The organism is Collinsella aerofaciens, assembly GCF_020709435.1.
In the GTDB taxonomy this organism is placed as follows: Bacteria; Actinomycetota; Coriobacteriia; order Coriobacteriales; family Coriobacteriaceae; genus Collinsella; species Collinsella aerofaciens_AU.
The window spans coordinates 71,322-93,996 of the sequence record NZ_JAJFDP010000001.1 but is presented as its reverse complement, the minus strand read 5'-3'; the positions used below and the strand labels follow the sequence as shown (position 1 = coordinate 93,996).

The window sequence follows — 22,675 nt, the reverse complement described above, 5'->3', positions numbered from 1 at the left end:
AAGATGAAACGATCGCAATGAGTAGATGCGCTCCGGCATGCGCGTGCGGCTAGAACATGCCGAGCACCATGACGAGGACCCGCCACCGTCGAGGAAGCATGGGAGATAACGGCCGCGGGCCCCAAGTCAACAGGGGATGCCGGGGGCACGAGCGGCCCCCGGCTCAACAAGATCAAGGAATGGGACTAGTCGATCTTGTTGTTGGTCAGACCGGCGCGGAACACGGTGGCATCGCCATCGGCCTGGCTCGGATCGTAGAGGTTCAGGGCAGCCACATACATAGCGGCAGCGGTGACCAGGTCGTCCTTGTAGGTGACCTCGTTGGGAGCGTGAGCCTGAGACTCGGCACCCGGGCCAAAGCCCACGCAGGGGATGCCGTAGCGGCCCTGGATGGAGACGCAGTTCGTGGAGAAGGTCCACTTATCGCACAGCGGACGACCGATGCGCTTGTCCATGCTGGGCTCGCAGCCGATGCGCTCGTCACCGAACATGGCCTTGTGGGCGTCGACGAGGGCCTTGACGTGCGGAGCGGTCTCCTTGTTGATCCACGTGGGGAAGTAAGCCTCGGTCTCGTAGACCTCGCCGGTCCAGGACGGACGGTCGTACATGTACATGGAGACCTTCACGTCGTCGCCGTACTTCTTGGCGGCCGGCAGGTTGCGGATCTCGTCCAGGCAGGACTCCCAGGTCTCACCGGCGGTCATGCGACGGTCGATGGAGATGGCGCAGGAGTCAGCGACAGCGCAGCGGCTGGGGCTGGTGTAGAAGATCTGGCTGACGGTGCAGGTGCCGCGGCCCAGGAAGCGGGCATCCTCGAAGTGCTCGGGGTTGTACTTGGGGTCGAGCATCTTGACGAGACCCTTGATGTCGGTCGACTCGTCGCAGCCGTTGTTGTTGAGGGCGCGGACGTCGGCGATGATGTCGGCCATCTTGTAGATGGCGTTGTCGCCGCGGTCGGGAGCGGAGCCGTGGCAGGAGGTGCCGTGAACGTCGACGCGGATCTCCATGCGGCCGCGGTGACCGCGATAGATGCCGCCGTCGGTGGGCTCGGTGGAAATGACGAACTCGGGCTTAATGCCGTCCTTGTTGTAGATGTACTGCCAGCACATGCCGTCGCAGTCCTCTTCCTGGACGGTGCCGACGACCATGATCTTGTAGCCCTCGGGGATGAGGCCCATGTCCTTCATCATCTTGGCAGCGTAGGTAGCGGAAGCCATGCCACCCTCCTGGTCAGAGCCGCCGCGACCGTAGATGATCTCGTCGGTCTCGTAGCCCTCGTAGGGATCGGCATCCCAGTTCTCGATGTTGCCGATGCCGACGGTGTCGATGTGGGAGTCGATGGCGATGATCTTGTCGCCCTCGCCCATAAAGCCCATGACGTTGCCCAGGCCGTCGACCTTGACCTCGTCATAGCCAAGGCTCTCCATCTCGGCCTTGATGCAAGCGACAACCTCACCCTCCTCGCAGGACTCAGAGGGGTGCGAGATCATGGCGCGCAGGAAGCGAGTCATGTCAGCACGGTGAGACTCAGCAGCAGCCTTAATGGCATCAAAATCGAGTTCTTTAGTCATAACAGTCAACCTTTCTACAAGGGTTTACCTACAGGTGAATTTCTTTCAGATAGATCACTTGTGCCAAGCAGCGTGAGGTCGAGCACCCGGCAAGCAAGTTAACGTAGGGCAGTGGAGCATATGTTTGCTCCGTCGCGAGTTCCGCACGAGCCGGAGAGCACTTAATGTGCTCTCCGTGCGAGCAGGACTGTCCGAGCAGGGAGCAAACATATGCTCCACTGCCCGGCCAGGTTAGACCTGCTAGCAGGTCGGGTACTCGCCCTCCCAGACGATGCGACGGTACTGATCCGGATCGGTATCTCCCTCGGTGGAGAAGCAGAGCACGGAGCTCGTCTTGTCCAGGCCGATGAGCTCCTTGAGCTCGGCGTACTCGGGATCGAGCATGAGGGTCTCGACCAGGCCGGTGGTCACCGCGCCGGACTCGCCGGAGATGACGCGCGAGTCGCCCTTCTCGGGAGCGCCCAGGGTGCGCATGCCGCGAGCGGTGACCCAGTCGGGGCAGGACACGAAGGCGGTGGTGTGGTTGCGCAGGATATCCCAGCCCAGGATGTTGGGCTCGCCGCAGCACAGACCAGCCATGATGGAGGGCATGTCGCCGTCCACGATGCGCGGGTCGCCGTCGCCGGCGGCAGCGCCCTTGTACAGGCAGGCGGCAGGAGCGCACTCAACCACGACAAAGGTGGGCGGGTTATCGGGATACAGGTTGGTAAAGTAACCCACCACGGCGCCGGCGAGCGAACCCACGCCAGCCTGGACAAAGACGTGCGTCGGGCGGTTGATGGCCATCTCGCGCAGCTGCTCGGCAGCCTCGGAAGCCATGGTGCCATAGCCCTCCATGATCCAAGACGGGATCTTCTCGTAGCCCTCCCAAGCGGTGTCCTGAACGATGACGCCGCGCTCGCAGGCGTCGGCCTCGGCGGCGGCCATGCGCACGCACTCGTCGTAGTTGACCTCTTCGATGGTCACCGTGGCGCCCTCGGCGGCGATGTTATCAAAGCGGGGCTTGGTGGAACCCTTGGGCATGTGCACGACGGCCTTCTGGCCCAGCTTGTTGGCAGCCCATGCCACGCCGCGGCCGTGATTGCCGTCGGTGGCGGTAAAGAAGGTAGCCTGGCCAAAGTCCTCGGCCAGCTGATCGGAGGTCAGGTAATCGAAGGTGCAGTCGGCAACGTCCTTGCCGGTCTCGTCGGCAATGTAGTTGGCCATGGCAAACGAGCCGCCCAGAACCTTAAAGGCGTTGAGGCCAAAGCGATAGCTCTCGTCCTTAACGCACAGGTTGGACAGGCCCAGGCGCGCGGCCTGGCCGTCCAGGCGGGCAAGCGGAGTGACGGTGTACTGGGGGAACGACTGGTGGAAGGCGCGGGCCTTCTTCACGTGGTCGAGACTCATGATTCCCAAGTGCTTGTCATCGCTCTTGGGCATCGTGTTGCTCGCCCACTGGATCTTATCGGCCATACGGTGAACTCCTTAAGTCCTCTCTTGCCGGCCCCCGCATACGCGTTCCAGCCCATTCCCATTCATGCGGCTGAACTTTTATGTGGATGCCAAACAAAAAGTTTGTTAGCACTGTTCTATCACACTTTTTGATTGGAAAATCTAACAAATTGTTTGTTGTCGTAATCGGTACCTTTTCGCCGCCGAACGGTCACATAACGCAGCGACGCTTTCGCTATTTGCGAACAAGTGGGGTTTATGGCAAAGTGTGCCCAAACTAATTTTTAGGAAGGCACCCATGACCCCCGCACAGATTGAGTTTTACAAGCGCCTCGCACACGGTTTGGCGCTGCAATTTGGCCCCAACTGCGAAGTTGTCGTCCACGACCTGGAGACCGAGGACGTTGACCACTCCATCGTAGTGATCGAAAACGGCCACGTAAGCGGGCGCAAGCTGGGCGACGGTCCCAGCCACATTGTGTTTGAGTCCATGCACGAGGGTGCCACCGACGTACGCGACCGCGAGCCGTACCTCACCAAAACCACCGACGGCAAGCTGCTCAAGTCCTCGACGATCTTTATCCGCAACGACGAGGGCAAGCCCGTCGGCATTTTGGGCATCAACTTTGACATTACGCTCATGAAGGCATTTGAGCGCTCGCTCGATGCCTTTACCGGCACTGGCGGCTCGGGCTACACCGAGCCCGAGCCCATTACCAAAAACATCGGCGACCTGCTCGAAGACCTGCTGCGCGAGTGCGAACAGTTTGTGGGCAAGCCCGCGGCGCTCATGACCAAAGACGAGCGCATCCGCGCCATTGGCTACCTCGACCGTCGCGGCGCCTTCCTCATCTCCAAGTCGAGCGAGCGCGCCTGCGAGTTCTTTGGCATCTCCAAATACAGCTTCTACAGCTACCTCAACGAGGCAAAGGCTGCCGCCGGCGACAAATAGTCAGCGCGCCTGCGCCCCTCCCCTTTTGGGCGCGAGTTCTGGAATGCACGAATCCAAGACCGAGCAGCTTGGGAAGTTCCATATAATCGATGTCATTAGTATTTCGAAAGGATGGAACAGAATGGCGTTGAGCAAGGCATCATGCACCGGTCGCGGATTGATTCCGGCAATTGGTGGACATGTGCACCGCATGTTCGATGAGGGTGAAGACGACCTGTTTTCACTGAGCCTTGACGATGTGATGGATGATCGCCCGTGGACCGCCGACGAACTCATGGGCGGCGGCGGGGCTCGCCCGTCAAGCCCCAATCCCGCACTTGCGCCTAAGTCCGCACCTGCGCCGACTCCTGCGCAGTCGCCTGTTTCGACGCCCGCGCCTACGCCCGCACCCACTTCGGCGCCCACGACCGCTCCCCGCCCCGCAAGCGACCCGTCCGAGACCGCGGCATTTCTCGCTGCAGCGACGCAGGGCAAATCGGCCGACAGCACCGTTATGTACAGCGCCCAGCAGTTGCCTGTTCCTGCGGCACGCAAGCCTCCGATCGCAAGGCTCGACGAGCCCGTTGCCCATCAGGTTGCCTACGATTCCTGGGCTGCAACCGATCTGGATGAGACCTCTACCGGCATGCCGGCGCTCGACGTTCCAGTTAACCCGCTTTTTGCCGCCAACACGAGCGCCGTGGACTATGAGGGCGGTGCAGCATATTCCGATTATTCCGATGACTATGCTGGCAATGGTCGCATCGAGACCGAGGGTTATGGCACCGCATCGAGCGATTATCTCAACGATCCGTACGCTGCCACGCCTGCACCGGAATATGACCCGGAGGCCGCGTCCGCGCCGGCGTATACCAAAAGCACGGGCGAAGAGCGCTTCGCCGATTATTACGCCAAGGAAAAGGCGCTGCGTTTCTCGGAATTTCCGCAGGCAGTCAAGGTTGCCTTTATCGCCATTGTCATTGCCCTGCTCGGTGTCATTGCGTTTGAGGGATTCCAGCTGTTCCGCGGCCCCACCCAAGCGGAGTCGGAAACCCAGCAAAAAGAGGACGATAACCAGTACCTGGACATCAACACCCTCAAGGGCGACCCCAACGACGAGGACGACGAGTAGCGAGGGCTGAAGGCGACCACAGGATCCCGCATCCAGCACCGGCTTCTAAGTGCTGTTTTGGCATCCAGCTACACTTTTCCGGATAATTTGCCTATCGAATTTGACACTTTTCCGAAGTTTTAAGGTGCCTATTTCGACACTTTTCCGGATGAAAGCCGAATAATCACTTGGGAAACTAACGCCGTTCACGCGTCATTTCGCAGGCGGCGTTTGATTTCCGTCCGTACACGCTGATAGACTTCCTCTTGCCCGCAAGCAGCGGGCGCGTTTTATCCAGAGTCGGGGTAGAGAGTTGGCTCCACGATCCCGACGCCAACCGGCCAAGAGGCACGGTGGCCCTGCCAACATCGATGAAAGGAGTCCGTATGGACAATTTCTCCGTGCGCAGTGAGCGCAACTTCCACAACCTGGCAGCCAAGCCAAAACGAATGCATCTTCTGGACGAGCCGAGCGGCTATGCCTCGGCCATGGTCAAGAACAGCCTCTCCCACCAGATGCGCTTTACCGTGCAGGTGCTCGAGGAAGAGCTCTGCGCCGCCGGCGACCCGCACGTGCTGCAGATCAAGCTGCTCGGAGATGACCCTCGTGAGCCGTCCAGATGGATGCTCTTCGCCGACAGCGTGTGCGTTGCGGACGGATCCGGCGCCTTTGCCCGCGAGTGCTTCTGCGAGGGCGCCGAGGTGTTTTTGGATCTGTGCCACGACGCCGTCGAGGCTGCCGAGCTGCGCCAGTGGAGTCAAAGGGAGTACGAGCTGCTGAGTGCCGTGCGCGGGATTGCAATGATTTAGAAACAGAGCGGTGGCGTTATCGAACTGTCGACGCCGCCGCCTCCCCAACGCCCGTCGTGCTCAACGATCAGATCGACCTCAAGGCCCTTCTCATCTCGGAAATAATGAACACTGTTGTCGACACCGCCGTAGGTGGAAAGGAACACGCGCACGTCGCGCAGGATGAGATTCTCAAAGAGCATCCCCAGCGTTTGCATATCGCCAAGCAGCCGCTCAGGGGTAGCCCCCAGCAACGCCGCCGCAAGTGACGGGTCACAGAAGTAGCGCTTGGGGCGCACGCGAACGCGGGCCTTCGAGCGCACATACTGGCCTGCTCTCTCGCGCAAGCTCGTCCGAAAACCCAAGGTTTGCAGGTCACCGCTCCTGCAGCACCAGCGGGCGACGTCATCCTGCGAAATTACGCCATTCTCAATGCAGTTTTTACGCCGTTTTCATTGTAGGTTTTACGCTCGGCATCCTTGGCGCGGCGCTTGCTCAACCACCGGACCAGCGAATTGCCCGGATTCTGGGACGTGCTTTCCGCTCCAGGCCTCTACCGGAAAATGCGTCCCACTCTGAGGCCGAAATCTGGGACGCGCTTTCCGCCAAAGGGAAAGCGCGTCCCATTCCGAGCATCACATCAGAGCGCGCTTGGTTATCTCCGCTCGCACATCTCGGCAAACGAGATCAGCTTGACGTCTCCCCTGCTCTCCGCGGCATCCCGACATCCCTGCGTAAAGCCGCTTTTTGAGAATAGTGCATAGCTTTTTCGTTGCCGTCTAAAGAGCTCGCTTCGGTGCACGAGCTTTTGCAGCACGTCTTCGCCCACCGGTTCATTGCGCCATTTGCACTCCGCAAACAGAGCAGTGCCCTCGCCATCGTCAACAATTAAGTCGATTTCTTCCTGCGTATGCGTGCGATTATCCGTCCCCCACCAGCGCCCGACGCTCGCCGGAACCACGTCGAGCCGGCCCGCGCGCGCGAGTTCGTACACGTATTGTCTGCATATAAGCTCAAAGACCGTACCCATGTAATCCGATACGTGCGGCTCAATGCGCTTATACGCCATCTCGGCCATGTCGTTTTGAATCAGCCCGATGTTCTGCGGAACAAACTTGTACCAGAACCTAAACATCTGGTCGCTCAGCAGATACACGGCTCGCTTATTGCTCGTCTCGTTTAGGGGCAGCTCGCGCTCGACAATCCCAAGCGACGCCAGCTTATCCACATAGCTCTTTACGTTGCTCGCAGGGATTCCCGTAGAGCTCGCAATCTCCGAGATCCTCGAGCGCCCCTGAGCAATTGCTTGCACAATCGCATCATATTGCTCGGGATTGCGGCACTCTTGCAACAGCAGGTTACTCGGCTCCTCAAAGAGATAGCCCGTAGGAGTAAGAAAAAGACGTTTGATGTTGTCCTTGAGCGATACGGCAGGATCGACTTTCTCGATATATGCAGGAATGCCGCCCGTCATGCCATAGCAAACTGCAGCGTCTTCGCGACCCATGCTCTGCCACAACCCGAGGGTCGTCGTAAAATCGAGCGGCATAATCTTAAACTGGGCCGTACGCCTACCGTATAGTGGGCTCTCGTAGCCCAACACCTGTTCCTCCATAAACGAAAGAGACGAGCCGCATAGGATCAGCATTAGCCTGGTCTCTTTGTATAAGTGGTCGATCTTGTCTTGCAGCAACGAGCTGATTTCGGAATTCGATTGGGCGAGATAGGGATACTCGTCAATCACGACAACCAAACGTTCCGTGCGAGCCATGGTGGCCAATGCATCGAACGCTTCGTCAAAACTACGAAACGACACGCCTGCAGCACCAACCGAGCCTGCAAGTATCGCCTGGCTAAAGCCGTGCAGGTTTGCCTCCGCATTGGTACGACGAGCTTGAAAGTAAATAGCCTTCTTGCCTTGGATGAACTCTGTGATAAGGCGCGTTTTACCCACACGACGGCGGCCGTAAATCACAGGCATCTCAAAGGAGTCCGTGCCATACAGTCGATTGAGCTCGGACATTTCCGCTGTTCTTCCGACAAACATAGACCATCCTTCCTTTACGTTATAGCTAGCTATATTATACCTTCCTATAATATAGCTAGCTATAACTTAATTCGACAAGCGGAGCACGAAAAGGGGCGGTACACCCCCGCACGTGGACCGTTCCGGAAACTGTATCCCGTTCTGGAGCCAAAAACTGGGCCGTAGTTTCCGCCAAGCATGCCATCCGGAAAGCACGTCCCATTCCGAGTGGCAATTCCGGGTCACAGTTTCCGCTCCAAACAAAAGGCTCCGGCTCGCGATGGGGCCGGGGCCAAAGGCGCAGCATATACAGTTGATGTTGAGCGCGAACAGCCCATCAGCAATGGTCGTCCGCGCCCCACCCTACCCGCGGTTGCGAACGCGGCTGTAGGGCGTATCCACCATGGGCAGATCGGGACGCAGCTTGCCGTCAAATGCGCGATAGGCGTTCTGTACGGCGGGCGCCGTGGGAATCGTTGCGATCTCGCCGATGCCCTTGCCGCCGTATGCCACGGGCAGCAGCTCGTCCTTCTCCACGTAGATGGCATGGATATCCGGGATCTCGGGTGCACGGAACAACCCGAGCGTACCGTACCTTGCCTGGGGCACGCAGTCCTTGAGCGGCCAGTCCTCAGTAAGCGCATAGCCCATACCCATGAGCACGCCGCCTTCGATCTGACCCTGGATGGAGATGGGGTTGACCACCTTGCCGGAATCGTGCGCGGCATAGACCTCGCTCACGCGGCCGTCATCATCCAAAATGACCACATGCGTGGCAAAGCCGTAGCAGATGTGGCTCTTGGGGTTGGGAACATCCGCACCCAGCTTGTCGGTCGGCTCCAGGTACACGTAGCCAAACTCGCATCCCTCGAGTGCCTTGATGGCGGCCGCGGGATCCTGAGGATGCATACCCTGGCCGGCGACGAGTTCCTGTGTACGCAGCTGATAGGCGTGACCGTCGTCGTACTCGATCTTGACGCCGTCGCCATGCGCACTCACGGGAGCATCGGGCGCGGGCTTGCCGGCCTCGATGTCAAGCATGGCATCGCGCAGCAGGAAGGCGGCGCCGCGCACGGCCTCGCCGGTCACGACCGTCTGACGCGAACCAGACGTGGTGCCGGAGTCGGGAGCGTTCTCGGTGGAGCACTCGCCGTTGGCGATGCAGCTCAGCGGCAGGCCGCATGCCTCGGCAACGTCCTGCAAAAAGACGGTGTTGCAGCCCTGGCCGATGTCGGACGTGGCGGCATAGACCACGGCCACGCCGTTCTCGATGCGGATCTTGCAGCGGCCGGCATCGGGCAGGCCCACGCCCACGCCGGCGTTCTTCATGGCGCAGGCGATACCGGCGTGTCCGGGATGCGCATAGTAGGCATCCTTGACCTCGAGCAGCGTCTCCTTCAGCGCCGTGGAGCAATCGGCGATCTGGCCGTTGGGCAAAACCTCACCCGGCTCGATGGCATTACGGTAACGAATCTCCCACGGATCCAGGCCGACCTTCTCTGCCAGCAGGTCGATCAGGCTCTCGAGCGCAAACTCGGACTGGCAAACGCCAAAGCCGCGGTACGCGCCGGCGGGCGGGTTGTTGGTGTAGTAGCCAAAACCGCGAATGTCGGTGTTCTGGTACTTGTAGGGGCCGACGGCATGCGTGCAGGCGCGCTCGAGCACCGGGCCGCACAGCGACGCGTAGGCGCCGGTGTCAAAGTTGATCTCGCAGTCCAGACCGGTAAAGTTGCCCTCGGCGTCGCAGCCCAGCGTAAAGGTGCCGTCCATGGCGTGGCGCTTGGGATGGAACGCGAGCGACTCGGCACGTGTGAGCTTGCACTTAACAGGACGCTGGAGCTTATAGGCAGCAAGCGCGGCCAGGTGCTGGATCGAAACGTCCTCCTTGCCGCCAAAACCGCCGCCCACAAGCATGGTCTCGACAACCACACGCTCGGGCTCGTTGTCCCAGCCAAACATGTGGGCGCACTCTTTGCGCGTATCGTAGGCACCCTGGTCGGTCGACTGCACCTTGACGCCGTTCTTGTACGGGAAGGCGACGGCGCACTCGGGCTCCAAGAAGGCATGCTCGGTAAAGGGCGTGGTAAAGCGCTGCGTCACGGTGAACGCGCTCTCCGCTAGCGCCTTGGCGGCGTCGCCGCGCGTCACGTGACGGCTCTGGCACACGTTGTCCTTGAGTTCCACCGTGTTGCCAAAGGCAAAGAAACTGTCATGCAGGCGCGGGGCGTCGGCAGCCCTAGCCTCGACAATGTTGCGCACGGGCTCCAGCGGCTCGTAATCAATCTTTACGAGCTTCTTAGCCTTCTCGAGCGTCGCCTCGTCCTCGGCAACCACCAGCACGATGGCGTCACCCACGCAGCGGGTGATATCGCCCTGGGCGATCATGACATCCCAGTCCTGGATAAGGTGGCCGACCTGGTTGACCGGCACGTCCTCGGCGCGCAGGATGCCCACCACACCGGGCAGGGCCTCGGCCTTGGAGGTATCAATGGAGAGCACGCGGGCGCGCGGATACTTGGAGCGCACGGCGCTAGCATAGGTCAGGCCCGGCTGATCGAGCTCGTCGATGTCGTCGGGATACTTGCCCTCGCCGAGCACCTTCTTGCGCACGTCGATGCGGAAGGCGCGCTTGCCCACACCGTAGTCGTCGCCGCGCTCCAGGTCCTCGTCGATCTGCTTTTCGCCGCGGAGCACCGCAGCTGCCAGCGAAATGCCCTCGATGATCTTCTTGTAGCCGGTGCAGCGGCAGACGTTACCGCGAATGGCGTACTTGATCTGCTCCTCGGTGGGCTCGGGGTCCTCAGCGATGAGCGCCGCGCCCGCCATGACCATGCCGGGGATGCAAAAACCGCACTGCACGGCGCCCACGGCACCAAAGGCGTACACAAAGGCCTCGCGCACGTCCTCGGGCAGGCCCTCGACGGTCACGATGTTGCGACCGGCGGCAAGAGCGGTGGTCAGTACGCACGCCTTGACGGCCGCACCGTCCACATGGATGGTGCAGGTGCCGCAAGCGCCTTCGGAGCAGCCATCCTTGGCGGAATGGATATGCAGGTCGTCGCGCAGGTAGCGCAGCAGCGGTTTATTCTCCGTCGTCGTGCGCTCGACGCCGTTAACGGTAAAAGTGAATTCCTGTGCCATGGTGATTCCCTTCTACACGCCGGCGGCGATGCCGGTGCGGTCGTGGATGGCGCCATGCGGGCAGACGACGGCGCACATGCCGCACGACAGGCAGTCCACGCCGTCGATATGGGCGCAGTTGTCCTCGATGCGGATAGCGCCGGCAGGGCACTTTTTAGCGCACATGCCGCAACCGATGCAGCTCGTGTCGCAGATCTTGCGAGCGATGGCGCCCTTATCGGTGTTGTTGCAGCGCACCAGAATGTTCTGGTAGCCGGGAACGAAGGCAATCACGCGCTGCGGGCACGCCATGCCGCACAGGCCACAGCCCGTGCACTTGGAGCGATCCACGCGGGCGATGCCATCGACCAGCGCAATGGCGCCGTAGGGGCAGGCCGTGACGCAGGCGCCACAGCCAATGCAGCCTTCGCTGCAGCGGGCGTCGCCGCCTGCGGAAGCGCAACCACTTCCGCAGGCAACGTAGGCCACGTTATGTTGAATGGATTTGGCCATAAGAGACTCGCCTATTTCTTAAGAAGGTACGAATAGTTGTCGCGCACGGCCCTGATGGTCAGGCGGACGGCCTCGGGAAGACCGGTGTTGACGGCATCGACCGAGACGGTGCGGACCGTGCCGGCGACGCGAACCTTAAAGTGGTCCTCGTCCACGGCCAGGAAGCCCTCGTTCTCGGAGTTCTCCATGTCCTGCTCGCTCCAGAACAGGGTGAGCTTGTCCTTGTAGGGACGACCCTCCTGGTAGGGGCAGAACACGGCGCAGTTACCGCATTCGTTGCACATGCCGTCGACATGGACGACCTGATGCTTGGCCAGGCCCGGCACCTTAATTGCCACGTTGGCGCGGTTGGGGCACACATCGCAGCAGACCTCGCACACCGAGCCGCAGCCCAGGCAGCGGGTCTTGGTGCAGTTGCGCTTGTCGCGGCACAGCGACCCCTTGCGCTCGTAGCAGGTGTCCTCGCGGCCGGCCTGCTCGTTGCAGTCGGCGTACTTGTTAAAGTCCACGCCGGCGATGGCGCGGGCGACCTCGGCGGCGTCGGCGATAGCCTCGACCACGGTGGCCGGACCGCGACGGCAGTCACCGGCAGCCCAAACGCCCTCGACGCCGGTGGAGGTGGCGGCAAGGCGGCCGCGACGGTCGTGCTCGACGCCCGCGGCGTCGTACAGGCTGGCATCGATGCCCTCGCCCACGGCGCAGATCACCGTGGTGGCGGGAAGCTCGACGGTCTCGCCCGTGGCGACGGGGCTGCGGCGGCCGCTTGCATCCGGCTCGCCAAGCCCCATAACGTCGCAGGTCAGCACGGCGCCGTTGAGTGCCTTGGGCGCCAGCAGCTCGCAGAACTCAACGCCGTCGGCAAGAGCAAGATCAAGCTCTTCCTCGTCGGCGGGCATCTGCTTCTTGGTGCGACGATACACCAGACGCACGTTCTTCACACCAGCCAGGCGCTTGGCCACGCGAGCCGCATCCATAGCGGTGTTACCGGCACCAATGACTACGACATCCTCGCCCAGCTCGAGCTTCTCGCCCTTCTTGGCGGCCTCGAGGAACTCCAGCACGTCGAGCTCGGCACCCTCGCCCAAGCCCGCAGAGCCGGGCATCCAGGCACCGGTGGCCACGACCACGTTGGTAAAGCCCTGGGCCTTGAGCTCTTCAATGGAATCCACGCGAGCATTGAGCTGTACCTTGGCGCCAAAGGCCAAGCAGAGCTCGGCATCGTGAGAGATATCGTCACTGGCGATACGGAACTCGGGGATCACGTGACGGACCACGCCGCCGAGCGAATCGCGGGCCTCGAAGATGGTGACGGGCACGCCGGCACGCGTCAGGAAGAACGCCGTCGCCAGGCCGGCCGGGCCGCCGCCGATAACGGCAACGCTGCGCTCGCCGTCGTTGGCGATGGCCTGGGCGCGCAGCTTGGGCAGCACGGCCGTCATGGCCTCGCGGGCGGCCTTGAGCTTGCTGGCGCGGATCTGGGCGCCCTCGGGCTCGTAGAACGCACGCTCGCAGGCACGGCCGCAGGGATGCGGGCAGATGGTACCGGTGATGAACGGCAGGGCGTTGCGCTCGATGATGATGTTGAGTGCGTCCTCGTAGCGGCCCTCGTCAACAGCCGCCAGATAGGCGGGAATATCCTGCTGGATGGGGCAGCTCGTGCGGCACGGCGTGGTAAAGCAGTCGGAAAGCGGGCTCTTGCCGGCGACCTTGCGGTCGGGCAGCGGGCGCAGCGGCTTCTTGTAGAGCGGGTTGGTGAGCGAGTCGGTCTGGATCGCAGTCACGGCCTCGAGAGAGACGCCCGCGAACGGCTTGCCATCCAGGTCGGTAAACTCGCCAGCCATCTGGCTAAAGCGCTCGTAGCCACCAGGCTTGAGTACGTCGGTCGCCAGGGTGACGGGCCAAATGCCGGCATCGTACAGGGCGCGGATGTTGTAGACCGTAGCACCGCCAGAGTAGCTAATGCGCAGCTTGCCATCGAACTGCTCGGTAATGCGACGGGCGGCCTCGATGGTCAGCGAGAACAGCGAACGGCCGGACATGTACATCTCGGTGGAGGGCAGCTCGTTCCTCGTCACGTCGACGGGGAACGTGTTGGTCAGCTTGACGCCAAACTCCAGGCCGCGCTCGGCACACAGGGCAATCAGACGCTCAAACATGGGCACAGCGTCGACCCACTGCAGATCCTCGCGGAAGTGCGTGTCATCGAAGACGATGTAGTCGAAGCCCAGCTCGTTGAGGCGCTGGCGAGCAAACTCATAGCCCAGCAGCGTGGGGTTGCACTTGATGTAGGTGTTGAGACCCTTCTCGGTAATCAGATAGGTCGCGATGCGCTCGATCTCCGCCGGCGGGCAGCCATGCAGCGTGGACTCGGTAATGGAGTTGGAGACGCGCGCCGGGATGGACTCGACAAACGCGGCATCGACATTCTCAAACTTGTCCAGGTTAGCGAGCGCCCACGTGCGGCACTCGTTCCAAACCTCGGAGCCGCTGGCGTCCTTCATGCCCTCAATGTATGCATCGACCTTGGGGCTCTTGATGCCCTCGAGGTCATAACCCACGGACATGTTGAAGACAAAGCCGTCCGGGCTGCCCAGGCCGTACTCGCGAGCGATCAGGTGGCAGGCAAACCATGCCTTCACGTACTCGGCAAAGGCCTGCGGAACCTCGAGCTCGGTCGACCACTCGCAGTTGTAGCACTCGTCCTGCGCCACGATGCAGGGCTTGTTCACACACTTGGAGAGCTCCTCGCCGTCCATAACCTGAACGGTCTTAAGCTCAAAGAAGCGGGAACCGGCCACATAAGAGGCCACGATGTTCTGGGCAAGCTGCGTGTTGGGACCGGCGGCCGGGCCAAACGGAGTCTCGATGCGCTCGTCAAAAATGGGAAGCGCGCCCTCCTGGTTGGTCGTGACCATCTTACGCACGCCAAAGATGGCGTCCTGGGACTTGTGCTCCTCGATGATCCAGTTCATCAGCTGCGAAAACGGGATCGGCCTCATGATGTCGCTCATAGTGAGCTCCTCTCTGTAACGCCCGGCGAGACCGCGCGACGGGCGCAAATACGGTGTAGCGCTAGCACAGCGCCGGCGACCCCGCGGAGGCCGCCTATGCGCGCGCCGGATGCGGCGAAACATCCGACGCGCGTGAATCTACTTGTAATTAGTAGGCGCGATCGTTGAGCGTGCTCCAGAGCTTCTTGGACTCAGCCATGGTCCACGCGTTGATCTTTTCCTCATCAATGCCAACGAACTCGCGATCCTTGTACAGGACGCGGCCGTTGATGATGGTGGTGCGGCAGTTTTTGCCCATCATGCCAAAGAGCATGTGGCCGTCGATGTTCTCCTCGCTCAGCGGCGTAAAGGGCTTGTAGTCCATGACGATGACGTCGGCGGCAGCGCCGGCCTCGAGCACACCGAGCTTGCGATCGAAGTACTTGCTCGCCATCTTGGCGTTGTTCTCGAACAGCATCGTCATGGCCTCGCACCAGCCCACGTTGGGCATGGCGGCGTTGTGACGCTGAATGATCAGGAAGACCTTGAGGCTCTCGAGCATATCGTGGGTGTAGGCGTCGGTGCCCATGCACACGGGAATGCCGCGGCGGAAGAACTCGAGCACGGGGGCGCAGCCTACGGCGTTGCCCATATTGGATTCGGGGTTGTTGACGAGCCAGGTGCCGGACTCCTTGACGATATCCATCTCGGCAGGCGTCACGTGGATGCAGTGGCCCAGCATGGTGTCGGGACCCAGCAGGTTGTGCTGCAGCAGGCGCTCGACGGGACTGATGCCGCCGCGGTTGAGGCGGGAATCCCACACGTCGTTCATGCCCTCGCACACATGGATGTGGAAGCCGGTCAGGCCGTTGTTGGCCTCGGCCATCTTGTCCATGGTCTCGTCCGACAGCGTAAAGGTGGCGTGACCGCCAAACATGGCGGCGATCATATGGTTGTCGTTATCGCGACGCTCCTTGGCGGCCCACTGGGCAAACTCAGCGTTCTCGGCAATGGCCTGGTCGCACTTTTCCCGGCCGCGGCGATCGGAGACCTCGTAGCACAGGCACGAACGCATGCCCAGCTCCTGAGCTGCGTCCTTAATGGTAAAGAGGCTACCCGGGATCTCACAGAAGCTCGCATGGTGATCGAAGATCGTGGTGACGCCATCGCGAATGGAGTCCAAAATCGTGGCATAGGCGCTTGCCTTGGTGCCGTCGAGCGTCAGGTTGTCGTCGATCTTCCACCACTGCTGCTCAAGATTCTCCAGGAAGTTGGTGGGATTGCAGCCCTTAATGGCAAGGCCGCGCGCCAGACCCGAGTAGATGTGGGTGTGGCAGTTGATAAGTCCGGGCATGATGAGGTTGCCCTGGGCGTCGACGTACTCGGCATCCGGGTACTTGGCCTTGAGCTCGCACTCGGGGCCCACTTCGACGATCGTATCTCCGTCAATGGCGACCGCACCGTTGGGAATAAACGGAGTCTGAGCGTTGCGGGTAAAGACGGAACCGTTAGCGACCAGAAGCATAAATGCTCCCTTCAACATCAGGGGCGGGGTTTGACACCTCTGACATGGCGGAAGTGCGAAGCGCCGGCCTACACCGGAAACGGGCCCTCTCCCGTCAACGCTTCACCAAAGGGACAAACCCTTTGAAGTGCGGCTTGGCGCCGCATGGCGCCGGCGGACGAGGCGATGCGTCCGCCAGCGAATAGCACCGAATTGGTTACTTCTTGCTCTCGGGCAGGACCAGATCCACAGCGGCATCCTTGGCGGCATCGATGTGCTGAGCCACGACCGGCGTCTGCGGAAGGATCAGGTTAAGGACAATGGCCATGATGGCGGTGGGGGTCACGGCGTTGGAGCCGATGACGGTGGACACCCAGGTGGGCATACCCTCGCCGGCGAGGCAGCCGCTGGCCATCCAAATACCCAGGCCAAAGACGACCGAGGTGCCGACGATGGTGGTGGTGCGCTGCGTGAGGCCCTCGCGGGTGAACATGCGCACACCGTTCATGGTGATGGTGCCAAAGACGCCGACGGTCGCGCCGCCGATGACGGGCTGCGGGATAGCGGAAAGGACGGCAGAGAGCTGCGGGAACAGACCGGCGATGGCAAAGACGGCCGCAATGATCACAAAGACCCACTTGTTGACGACCTTGTTGGAGCAGATGATGCCCACGTTCTGGCCAAGGGCGCTGGTGGGAAGACCGCCCAGCAGACCGCCGACCATAGAGGTGAGGCCCTGGGACACGATAGCGCCGGAGAGCTCGCGCTCGGTGGGCATACGGTCGATGGAGCCCAGGCAGGCGGCGGAGACGTCACCGATAACCTGGATGGCAACCATGGGGAACACGACGGCGAGGGTAATGCAGACCTCGGGATCAAACTCGAGCGCGTAGGGCATGAGCTTGGGAAGGGCGAAGACCTGAGCGGTGGCGACGCTGGAGAAGTCGATCATGCCAAAGGGGATGGAGACGATCATGCCAACGATCATGCCAAAGAACACGGATCCCAGCTTGAGCGTGCCCTTGCCAAAGTTGGCGAGCGCAAAGACCACGGCGAAGGTGATAAGAGCGACGCACCAGGCCTGCGGGGTGCCCCACAGCGGCGTACCCATACCGCCGGCCATATACTTGACGGCCGTGGGATACAGCGAAACGCCGATGGAGAAGATGACCGTACCGGTCACGACGGGCGGGAACAGCCACTTGATCTTGCTGTAGGCCAGACCAAAGAGGACCGCGACGGCGCCGCCGACGATCTCGCCACCCAGCAGCGCACCAAAGCTAAAGCCCGAGGCACCCATGGCCTGCAGGGCCGGCAGGAACGCGAACGAAACGCCCATGACGATGGGCAGGCCGCCGCCGATGCGACGGAAGGGAGCGAAGGCCTGAAGGGCCGTGTCGATCGCCGAAAGAATGAGCGCGACCTGGATGATGTCGGTACTCTGCTGGCTATTAAAGCCGTAGACGCCGGCCATGATGACCGCCGGGGTAATGATGCCGGCAAACGATGCCAGTACGTGCTGAAGGGCACACGGGATCATTTCCTTAACGGGAGGCATGCCTTCGCGAGTGAACAGGGCTTCAGTGCCGTTCGTAACCGTCTCCTGGGTCATTTGACCACCAATCCTCGAAGTAGTTGTTTTCGCATCTAACGCTCTATTGTGACGCAGTGCGGGGTTGAGGTTGTGCCTTCATTGCATATCGTATTAAAGATGATTCTCATTCTCAATAATAATTTTTTGTTATCAGACTATTCTTCAGCTGAAATAACGCATTTCCGCAGGTCAGGAAAGTGTCTGGTCAAAATAACATCTAACTTTTCTTTTGGTCAACCGTTTACCGCTAAATTCCTACCGTTCGTCTGCATTACGCAATGTACCTGCGGATATACGAGATGATGGGCAGCGTGTTACCATGAGAAAAAATTGTTATGAACATTTCCGATTTCACCCAAAGGAGTTGCCCGTGAACGAGACCGTACGTCGCTTTTTGCCGATGGTCGATTTCCTGGAGCAGATACTCGGCAAAAACAGCGAAATCGTGCTGCACGATTTCTCGGATCCCGACCACGCCATCGTCGATATTCGCAACGGCATCGTGAGCGGTCGCAAGGTCGGCGGTCCCGCCACCGACCTGGCGCTCAAGATCATGCACGACGCCAAGTATCGCGACCTGCCGTTTATTACGGGCTACGAGGGCCGCGGTGCCGGTGGCAAGACGCTGGAGTCGGCGACGTACTTTATCCGTGAGGGTGACGAGATCGTCGGTATGCTCTGCGTCAACACCGACCTCTCGACCGTGCGCTCCATCAACGCCATGGCACAGCAGCTCATGGCGTGCTTCGACGCGGCGCCGACGCGCACGGAGCCCGCCTCTATCGAGGTCGAAAGCCTTTCGGAGTCCACACAGGAGCTCATCGACCGCAGCATTGCCGAGCTGCTGAGCGCTCGCGGGCTGGATGTGGCGTCGCTTGGTCAAAGCGACCGCGTGGACGTCATTCGCCACCTCAACGGCAACGGAGTGTTCATGCTCAAGGGCGCCGTAGCCTGCGCCGCCACCGCGCTGGGCATCTCGGAGCCCAGCGTCTACCGCTACCTGCAAAAAGTCCGCAAGGAGGGCTAACGAGCAAAATGGAGCGCGGCTCCACAAGCGATCCGTCACTTAACAAAAGACCCTGCAGCTCGCACTGCAGGGTCTTTTTGCATGTCATGTTTAGTTGTTGCCAACGCCTTAGAGAGCGGCGACGACCTCGATCTCAACCAGACCGCCGGCCGGAAGGGCGGCAACCTGGAAAGCGCTGCGCGCGGGGAACGGGGCCTCGAACTTGGAGGCGTAGATCTCGTTCACGGCAGCGAAGTCGGCGATGTCGGCCAGGTAGACCGTGGTCTTGACGACATCGGCAAAGGTGGCGCCGGCAGCGGTCAGCAGAGCCTCGACGTTAGCAAGGGACTGCTTGGCCTGGGCCTCGACGCCCTCGGGCAGCTTGCCGGTTGCGGGGTCGATGCCCAGCTGGCCGGACAGGAACACCATGTTGCCGGTCTGGATACCGGGGGAATACGGGCCGATGGCTGCGGGTGCGTTATCGGAAGACACGACGGTCTTGCTCATGTTTTTCTCCTTACGATCAGATAGAGAGCGTGAGCGCGGCGTTCGCACCGGGAGGCACAATTCGGTCTGAACACCGCGCTTGATTTGGGATAGTACTCAAGGTTTCCGCGCGATGCAAGATTATTATCACGTTGCGAGAATAATTTATCGCCCAACGGCACCTGTCGGCCGCTGAACGGCACGACCGGACGGTGAAGCTCAAAATGATCCGTTTCCCTCCGTCCCCATCGGATCAGGTAATCCATAGGGGACGGAGGGAAACGGGTCATTTTTGCTGCAAGGACTGCTGAAGACTTTATCCCGCTTGGAGCACGGGCATCGCCCGCCGCAACAGCACCACTATACTTTTGAGTATCTGAGCATTTTGAAAGGCAGGATATGACCGCAACCGCCAGTCGAACCACCAACCGCAGACCCGAGCTTTTGGCGCCCGCCGGAGGGCCCGAGCCCTTTGCCGCCGCACTCGCCGCCGGGGCAGACGCCATCTACTGCGGCATGGGCAGCTTCAACGCCCGCCGCAAGGCCACCAACTTTACCGACGAGGCCTTTGAGCAAGCCTGCCGCGCCGCACATCTAGCCGGGTCGCGCGTCTACGTCACGGTCAACATCGTCATCAAGCAGTCCGAGATGAGCGATGCGCTGCAACTCATCCATCGCTGCTCCACGCTGGGCGCCGATGCCTTCATCATCCAGGACTGGGGCCTGTTCTTTGAGGTCAAGCGCACGATGCCCGGCATCGAGACGCACATCTCAACCCAAGCAAACATCCACGACGACCGCGGAACCCTTTGGTGCCGCGAGCAGGGCGCCGACCGTGTGACCCTCTCGCGCGAGCTTTCCATCGACGAGATTGCCGCCATTCACGATGCCGCGCCCGATGTGGACCTTGAGGTCTTTAGCCATGGTGCCATCTGCTTTTGCTACTCGGGCCTGTGCCTGCTTTCGAGCTTTGCCATGGCGGGACGATCGGCCAACCGTGGCATGTGCGCCCAGCCCTGCCGCCTGCCCTACAAGCTGATCGACGAGAACGGTCGCGCACTCTCCCCCGCCGGCCGCGAGCGTGCGCTATGCCCGCGTGACACCAACACTTCACAGCTTGTTCGCCGTCTGTATGACGCCGGCGCCGCGTCGCTCAAGCTCGAGGGCCGCATGAAGGCGCCCGATTACGTGTACTCCATCGTTGATGTATATCGTCACGAAATTGACGACATGCTATCCGGAGCCACCGTTGCCAAGGACGAGGAAGCCGCCCGCCAGCGCCAGCTCAAGCGCTGCTTCAACCGCGACTTTACGCACGCCTACCAAGACGGTACCTCGGGTGACGAGATGATGAGCTACGAGCGCTCCAACAACCGCGGCCAGATCGTGGGCACGGTGCTGGGCAGCCGCCCGGCCAACCGCGATGTGCGCGGCCTCAAGCCCGACGACCGCCGTCGGCGCGCCGCCATCGCCCGCATTGAGTTGTTTGAGCCCGTGGGCAAGGGCGACCTGCTGGAGCTTCGCCACGATAACGAGTTTGACCAGTTCCTGACCACCATTGCCGCCGATGATGCCGCCGCCGGTGACATCATCGAGTGCCGCGTGCCTCGCAGCATGCCCGAGGGCTGCCGCGTGCGCGTGATTCGAAGCCAGCGCGCCATTGACGCTGCCGGCGCCGCGCTCAAGCGCGATGTGCTGCGCCGCCGCGCCGTTGATGTAACCGTTGTGGCGCGTTTGGGCGAACCGTTTGCCGTCACGCTTACTTGCTGCGACGCCCCTTCGCTTACGGCCACGGCCACGGGCTTTACCGTCGAGGCCGCCAAGACCCGCGCGGTCGAGGCGTCCGATCTGGTAGAGCATGTGGGCCGCATGGGGTCCTCGCCCTTTGAGTCCGCGAGCTTTGATGTGGCGCTCGATAAGGGCTGCGGCATGGGCTTCTCCGCTGTGCACAAGGTGCGCGCCGCCGCCTGCAAGGCGCTGGAGGAGGCCATTCTGGCACCGTATGACGAGCGTGCCCGCACGCTCGAGCTGCCGGTGCTCGACAAATGTACGCGGCCCATGCCCGAGCACTACCGCGACGAGCCGCAGATCTGCGCCACCGTCACCTCGCTCGAGGCCGCCGAGGCAGCGCGAGCGGAGGGTGCAACGCGCATCTACATGACCACCGACGCGCTCGATGCGGCCGAGCTCTCCCCCGCCGATGCGTTTGAGCAGGGCATCGTGCCCGTGCTCGACGAGGTCTGCCGTGCCGTTGACCACGAGCGCGTCGACCCGTGGGTTGTTGCCGGCGCCACGGTCGCTATTGGCAACATCTCTGAGCTTGCCCTGGCCGCCCAGGTTGGCGCCACGGCCGAGATTCGCTCTTGCCTGCCGGTGCACAACACGCCCTGCATGGAGGCGCTTGCCGAGCGCGGGGCCGGTGCGTTTTGGCTCTCGCCCGAGATCACGCTCGACGAGATTGTCTCGTTCGGCGCCGCCGCGCCCGCGACTCTGGGCATCACCGTCTTTGGCCGCCCACGCGTCATGACAAGCGAGCATTGCATTCTGCAGGTTGCCAACGGCTGCATCCACGATTGCGCCAACTGCCGCCTGCGTGCCCGCAAGCTCTCGCTCAAGAATATCGACGGCAAGGTCATGCCCGTACGCACCGACATCCATGGCCGCTCTCGCTTGTACGATGCTTACCCCATCGACCTCACGCCGCAGGTACCGCAGTTGCTCGACGCCGGCGTCCGTCGTCTTATGGTCGACGGAACCTTGCTCGAGGCCGATGAGATTGGCCGTGCCGTCGCTCGCGTCCGTCGCGCCGTCGAGGCGGCTCAAGCCGGCCGCAAGCCCGCCGCCCGCCTGCGCGGCGCCACCTCGGGCTGCATGTTTGTGGGAATTAGCTAATCGAAAGGCTTACACGTGAACGAAGAACCTCAAGTCCTCTACTGCGACGCCTGGCTCATGGCTATCGATAAGCCTGCCGGCATGATCGTCCACGGTGACGGCACCGGCGAGCGCACACTTACCGACTACGCCAGCGACCTGCTGCTGGCGATGGGCGACGGCTTTGCCGCGACCGACATGCAACCGCTCAACCGCTTGGACCGCGACACCACCGGCGTGGTGTTGTTCTCGCTCGACAAGCGGACGCAGCCCGCTTTTGACCAGATGGTCATCGACCACGCATTCGAAAAGCACTATCTGGCGCTCGCCGAGGGCAAGATCGACTGGAACGAAAAGCTCATCGACAAGCCCATCGCCCGCGATCGCCACGACAGCCGCAAGATGCGCGTCGGCGCCAGCGGCAAGCCGTCTCAGACGCGCGTCAAGGTACTCAAGCGCCTTAAGAGCCGCCGAGGCCTGCCCGCGCGTTCGTATATCGATGTTGAGCTGCTCACCGGCCGCAAGCATCAGATTCGCGTGCACCTGGCCAGCGAGCGTCACCCCCTGGTTGGCGACGACCTGTACGGAACGCCGCGCCCCTGCGGCCTGATGCTCCACGCCCACAGCGTGTCCTTCACGCATCCCGTAACCGGCGAGCACATCCACATCGAAGCCCCCTGCCCCTGGGAGCCCTAAACCACCACAATGGGGACAGGCACCTTCGCGGTGG

16 protein-coding genes and 1 riboswitch are annotated in these 22,675 nt (G+C 61.6%); of the genes, 6 read left to right on the top strand and 10 right to left on the bottom strand.

Features of this window, described 5'->3' with window-relative positions; genetic code table 11:
* Nucleotides 1–185: 185 nt before the first annotated feature.
* Together LK493_RS00435 and dpaL are read right to left on the bottom strand one after the other, a co-directional pair.
* Nucleotides 186–1,571: a YgeY family selenium metabolism-linked hydrolase gene (locus tag LK493_RS00435; RefSeq protein ID WP_227789758.1), complete on the bottom strand. Its 1,386-nt coding sequence runs from the start codon at nt 1,569–1,571 to the stop codon at nt 186–188.
* A gap of 240 nt (nt 1,572–1,811) precedes the next feature.
* Entirely contained in the window at nt 1,812–3,026 is a 1,215-nt protein-coding gene (gene dpaL, locus LK493_RS00430; RefSeq protein ID WP_227789757.1) for a diaminopropionate ammonia-lyase, read from the bottom strand.
* Between the two features lie 277 nt (nt 3,027–3,303).
* On the opposite strand from dpaL, the gene LK493_RS00425 reads away from it, so the two are divergent.
* The 3 genes from LK493_RS00425 to LK493_RS00415 all read left to right on the top strand — a co-directional run bounded on the left by LK493_RS00425 (nt 3,304) and on the right by LK493_RS00415 (nt 5,856).
* Nucleotides 3,304–3,957, top strand: coding sequence for a helix-turn-helix transcriptional regulator (locus LK493_RS00425; protein WP_227789756.1), 654 nt, complete (start codon nt 3,304–3,306; stop codon nt 3,955–3,957).
* A gap of 121 nt (nt 3,958–4,078) precedes the next feature.
* On the top strand, nt 4,079–5,068 hold the full coding sequence (locus LK493_RS00420; RefSeq protein ID WP_227789755.1) for a hypothetical protein: 990 nt from the start codon (nt 4,079–4,081) through the stop codon (nt 5,066–5,068).
* A 266-nt stretch (nt 5,069–5,334) separates the two neighbouring features.
* A riboswitch (SAM riboswitch) is annotated at nt 5,335–5,425 on the top strand.
* Nucleotides 5,426–5,433: 8 nt separating this feature from the next.
* Nucleotides 5,434–5,856 carry a hypothetical protein gene (locus tag LK493_RS00415; protein ID WP_227789754.1) on the top strand — a complete coding sequence of 141 codons (423 nt, stop codon included), beginning with the start codon at nt 5,434–5,436 and terminating at the stop codon, nt 5,854–5,856.
* Here the strand turns inward: LK493_RS00415 and LK493_RS00410 are convergent.
* The 7 genes from LK493_RS00410 to LK493_RS00380 form a co-directional block, all read right to left on the bottom strand.
* A complete protein-coding gene (locus tag LK493_RS00410) occupies nt 5,853–6,182 on the bottom strand; it encodes a DUF4143 domain-containing protein (RefSeq protein WP_055252223.1) in 330 nt (109 codons plus the stop codon). The two genes, LK493_RS00415 and LK493_RS00410, sit on opposite strands and share 4 nt — an antisense overlap.
* Before the next feature lie 308 nt (nt 6,183–6,490).
* Nucleotides 6,491–7,882, bottom strand: a complete 1,392-nt coding sequence (locus LK493_RS00405) for an AAA family ATPase (RefSeq protein ID WP_227789753.1) — start codon at nt 7,880–7,882, stop codon at nt 6,491–6,493.
* Between the two features lie 342 nt (nt 7,883–8,224).
* The gene (gene xdh, locus LK493_RS00400) at nt 8,225–11,002 is read right to left on the bottom strand and encodes a selenium-dependent xanthine dehydrogenase (RefSeq protein WP_055285179.1); all 2,778 of its coding nucleotides are present in this window, start codon (nt 11,000–11,002) and stop codon (nt 8,225–8,227) included.
* 12 nt (nt 11,003–11,014) lie between these two features.
* Nucleotides 11,015–11,494, bottom strand: coding sequence for a 4Fe-4S binding protein (locus LK493_RS00395; RefSeq protein ID WP_055285180.1), 480 nt, complete (start codon nt 11,492–11,494; stop codon nt 11,015–11,017).
* 11 nt (nt 11,495–11,505) lie between these two features.
* Entirely contained in the window at nt 11,506–14,505 is a 3,000-nt protein-coding gene (ygfK, locus tag LK493_RS00390; RefSeq protein ID WP_227789752.1) for a putative selenate reductase subunit YgfK, read from the bottom strand.
* 148 nt (nt 14,506–14,653) lie between these two features.
* Nucleotides 14,654–16,009 carry a putative aminohydrolase SsnA gene (ssnA, locus tag LK493_RS00385; RefSeq protein WP_227789751.1) on the bottom strand — a complete coding sequence of 452 codons (1,356 nt, stop codon included), beginning with the start codon at nt 16,007–16,009 and terminating at the stop codon, nt 14,654–14,656.
* A 196-nt stretch (nt 16,010–16,205) separates the two neighbouring features.
* A complete protein-coding gene (locus LK493_RS00380) occupies nt 16,206–17,600 on the bottom strand; it encodes a uracil-xanthine permease family protein (protein ID WP_035137475.1) in 1,395 nt (464 codons plus the stop codon).
* Between the two features lie 352 nt (nt 17,601–17,952).
* Here LK493_RS00380 and LK493_RS00375 point away from each other — a divergent pair, with 352 nt between their 5' ends.
* Entirely contained in the window at nt 17,953–18,609 is a 657-nt protein-coding gene (locus LK493_RS00375; protein ID WP_227789750.1) for a helix-turn-helix transcriptional regulator, read from the top strand.
* A gap of 108 nt (nt 18,610–18,717) precedes the next feature.
* Here LK493_RS00375 and LK493_RS00370 read toward each other — a convergent pair whose 3' ends face one another.
* Nucleotides 18,718–19,095 carry a RidA family protein gene (locus LK493_RS00370; protein WP_089572469.1) on the bottom strand — a complete coding sequence of 126 codons (378 nt, stop codon included), beginning with the start codon at nt 19,093–19,095 and terminating at the stop codon, nt 18,718–18,720.
* Between the two features lie 378 nt (nt 19,096–19,473).
* Between LK493_RS00370 and LK493_RS00365 the strand changes: the two genes are divergently transcribed.
* Both LK493_RS00365 and LK493_RS00360 read left to right on the top strand, forming a co-directional pair.
* Nucleotides 19,474–21,966 carry a U32 family peptidase gene (locus tag LK493_RS00365; RefSeq protein WP_161144904.1) on the top strand — a complete coding sequence of 831 codons (2,493 nt, stop codon included), beginning with the start codon at nt 19,474–19,476 and terminating at the stop codon, nt 21,964–21,966.
* Nucleotides 21,967–21,981: 15 nt separating this feature from the next.
* A complete protein-coding gene (locus LK493_RS00360) occupies nt 21,982–22,641 on the top strand; it encodes an RluA family pseudouridine synthase (protein WP_227789749.1) in 660 nt (219 codons plus the stop codon).
* The last annotated feature ends 34 nt before the right edge of the window (nt 22,642–22,675 follow it).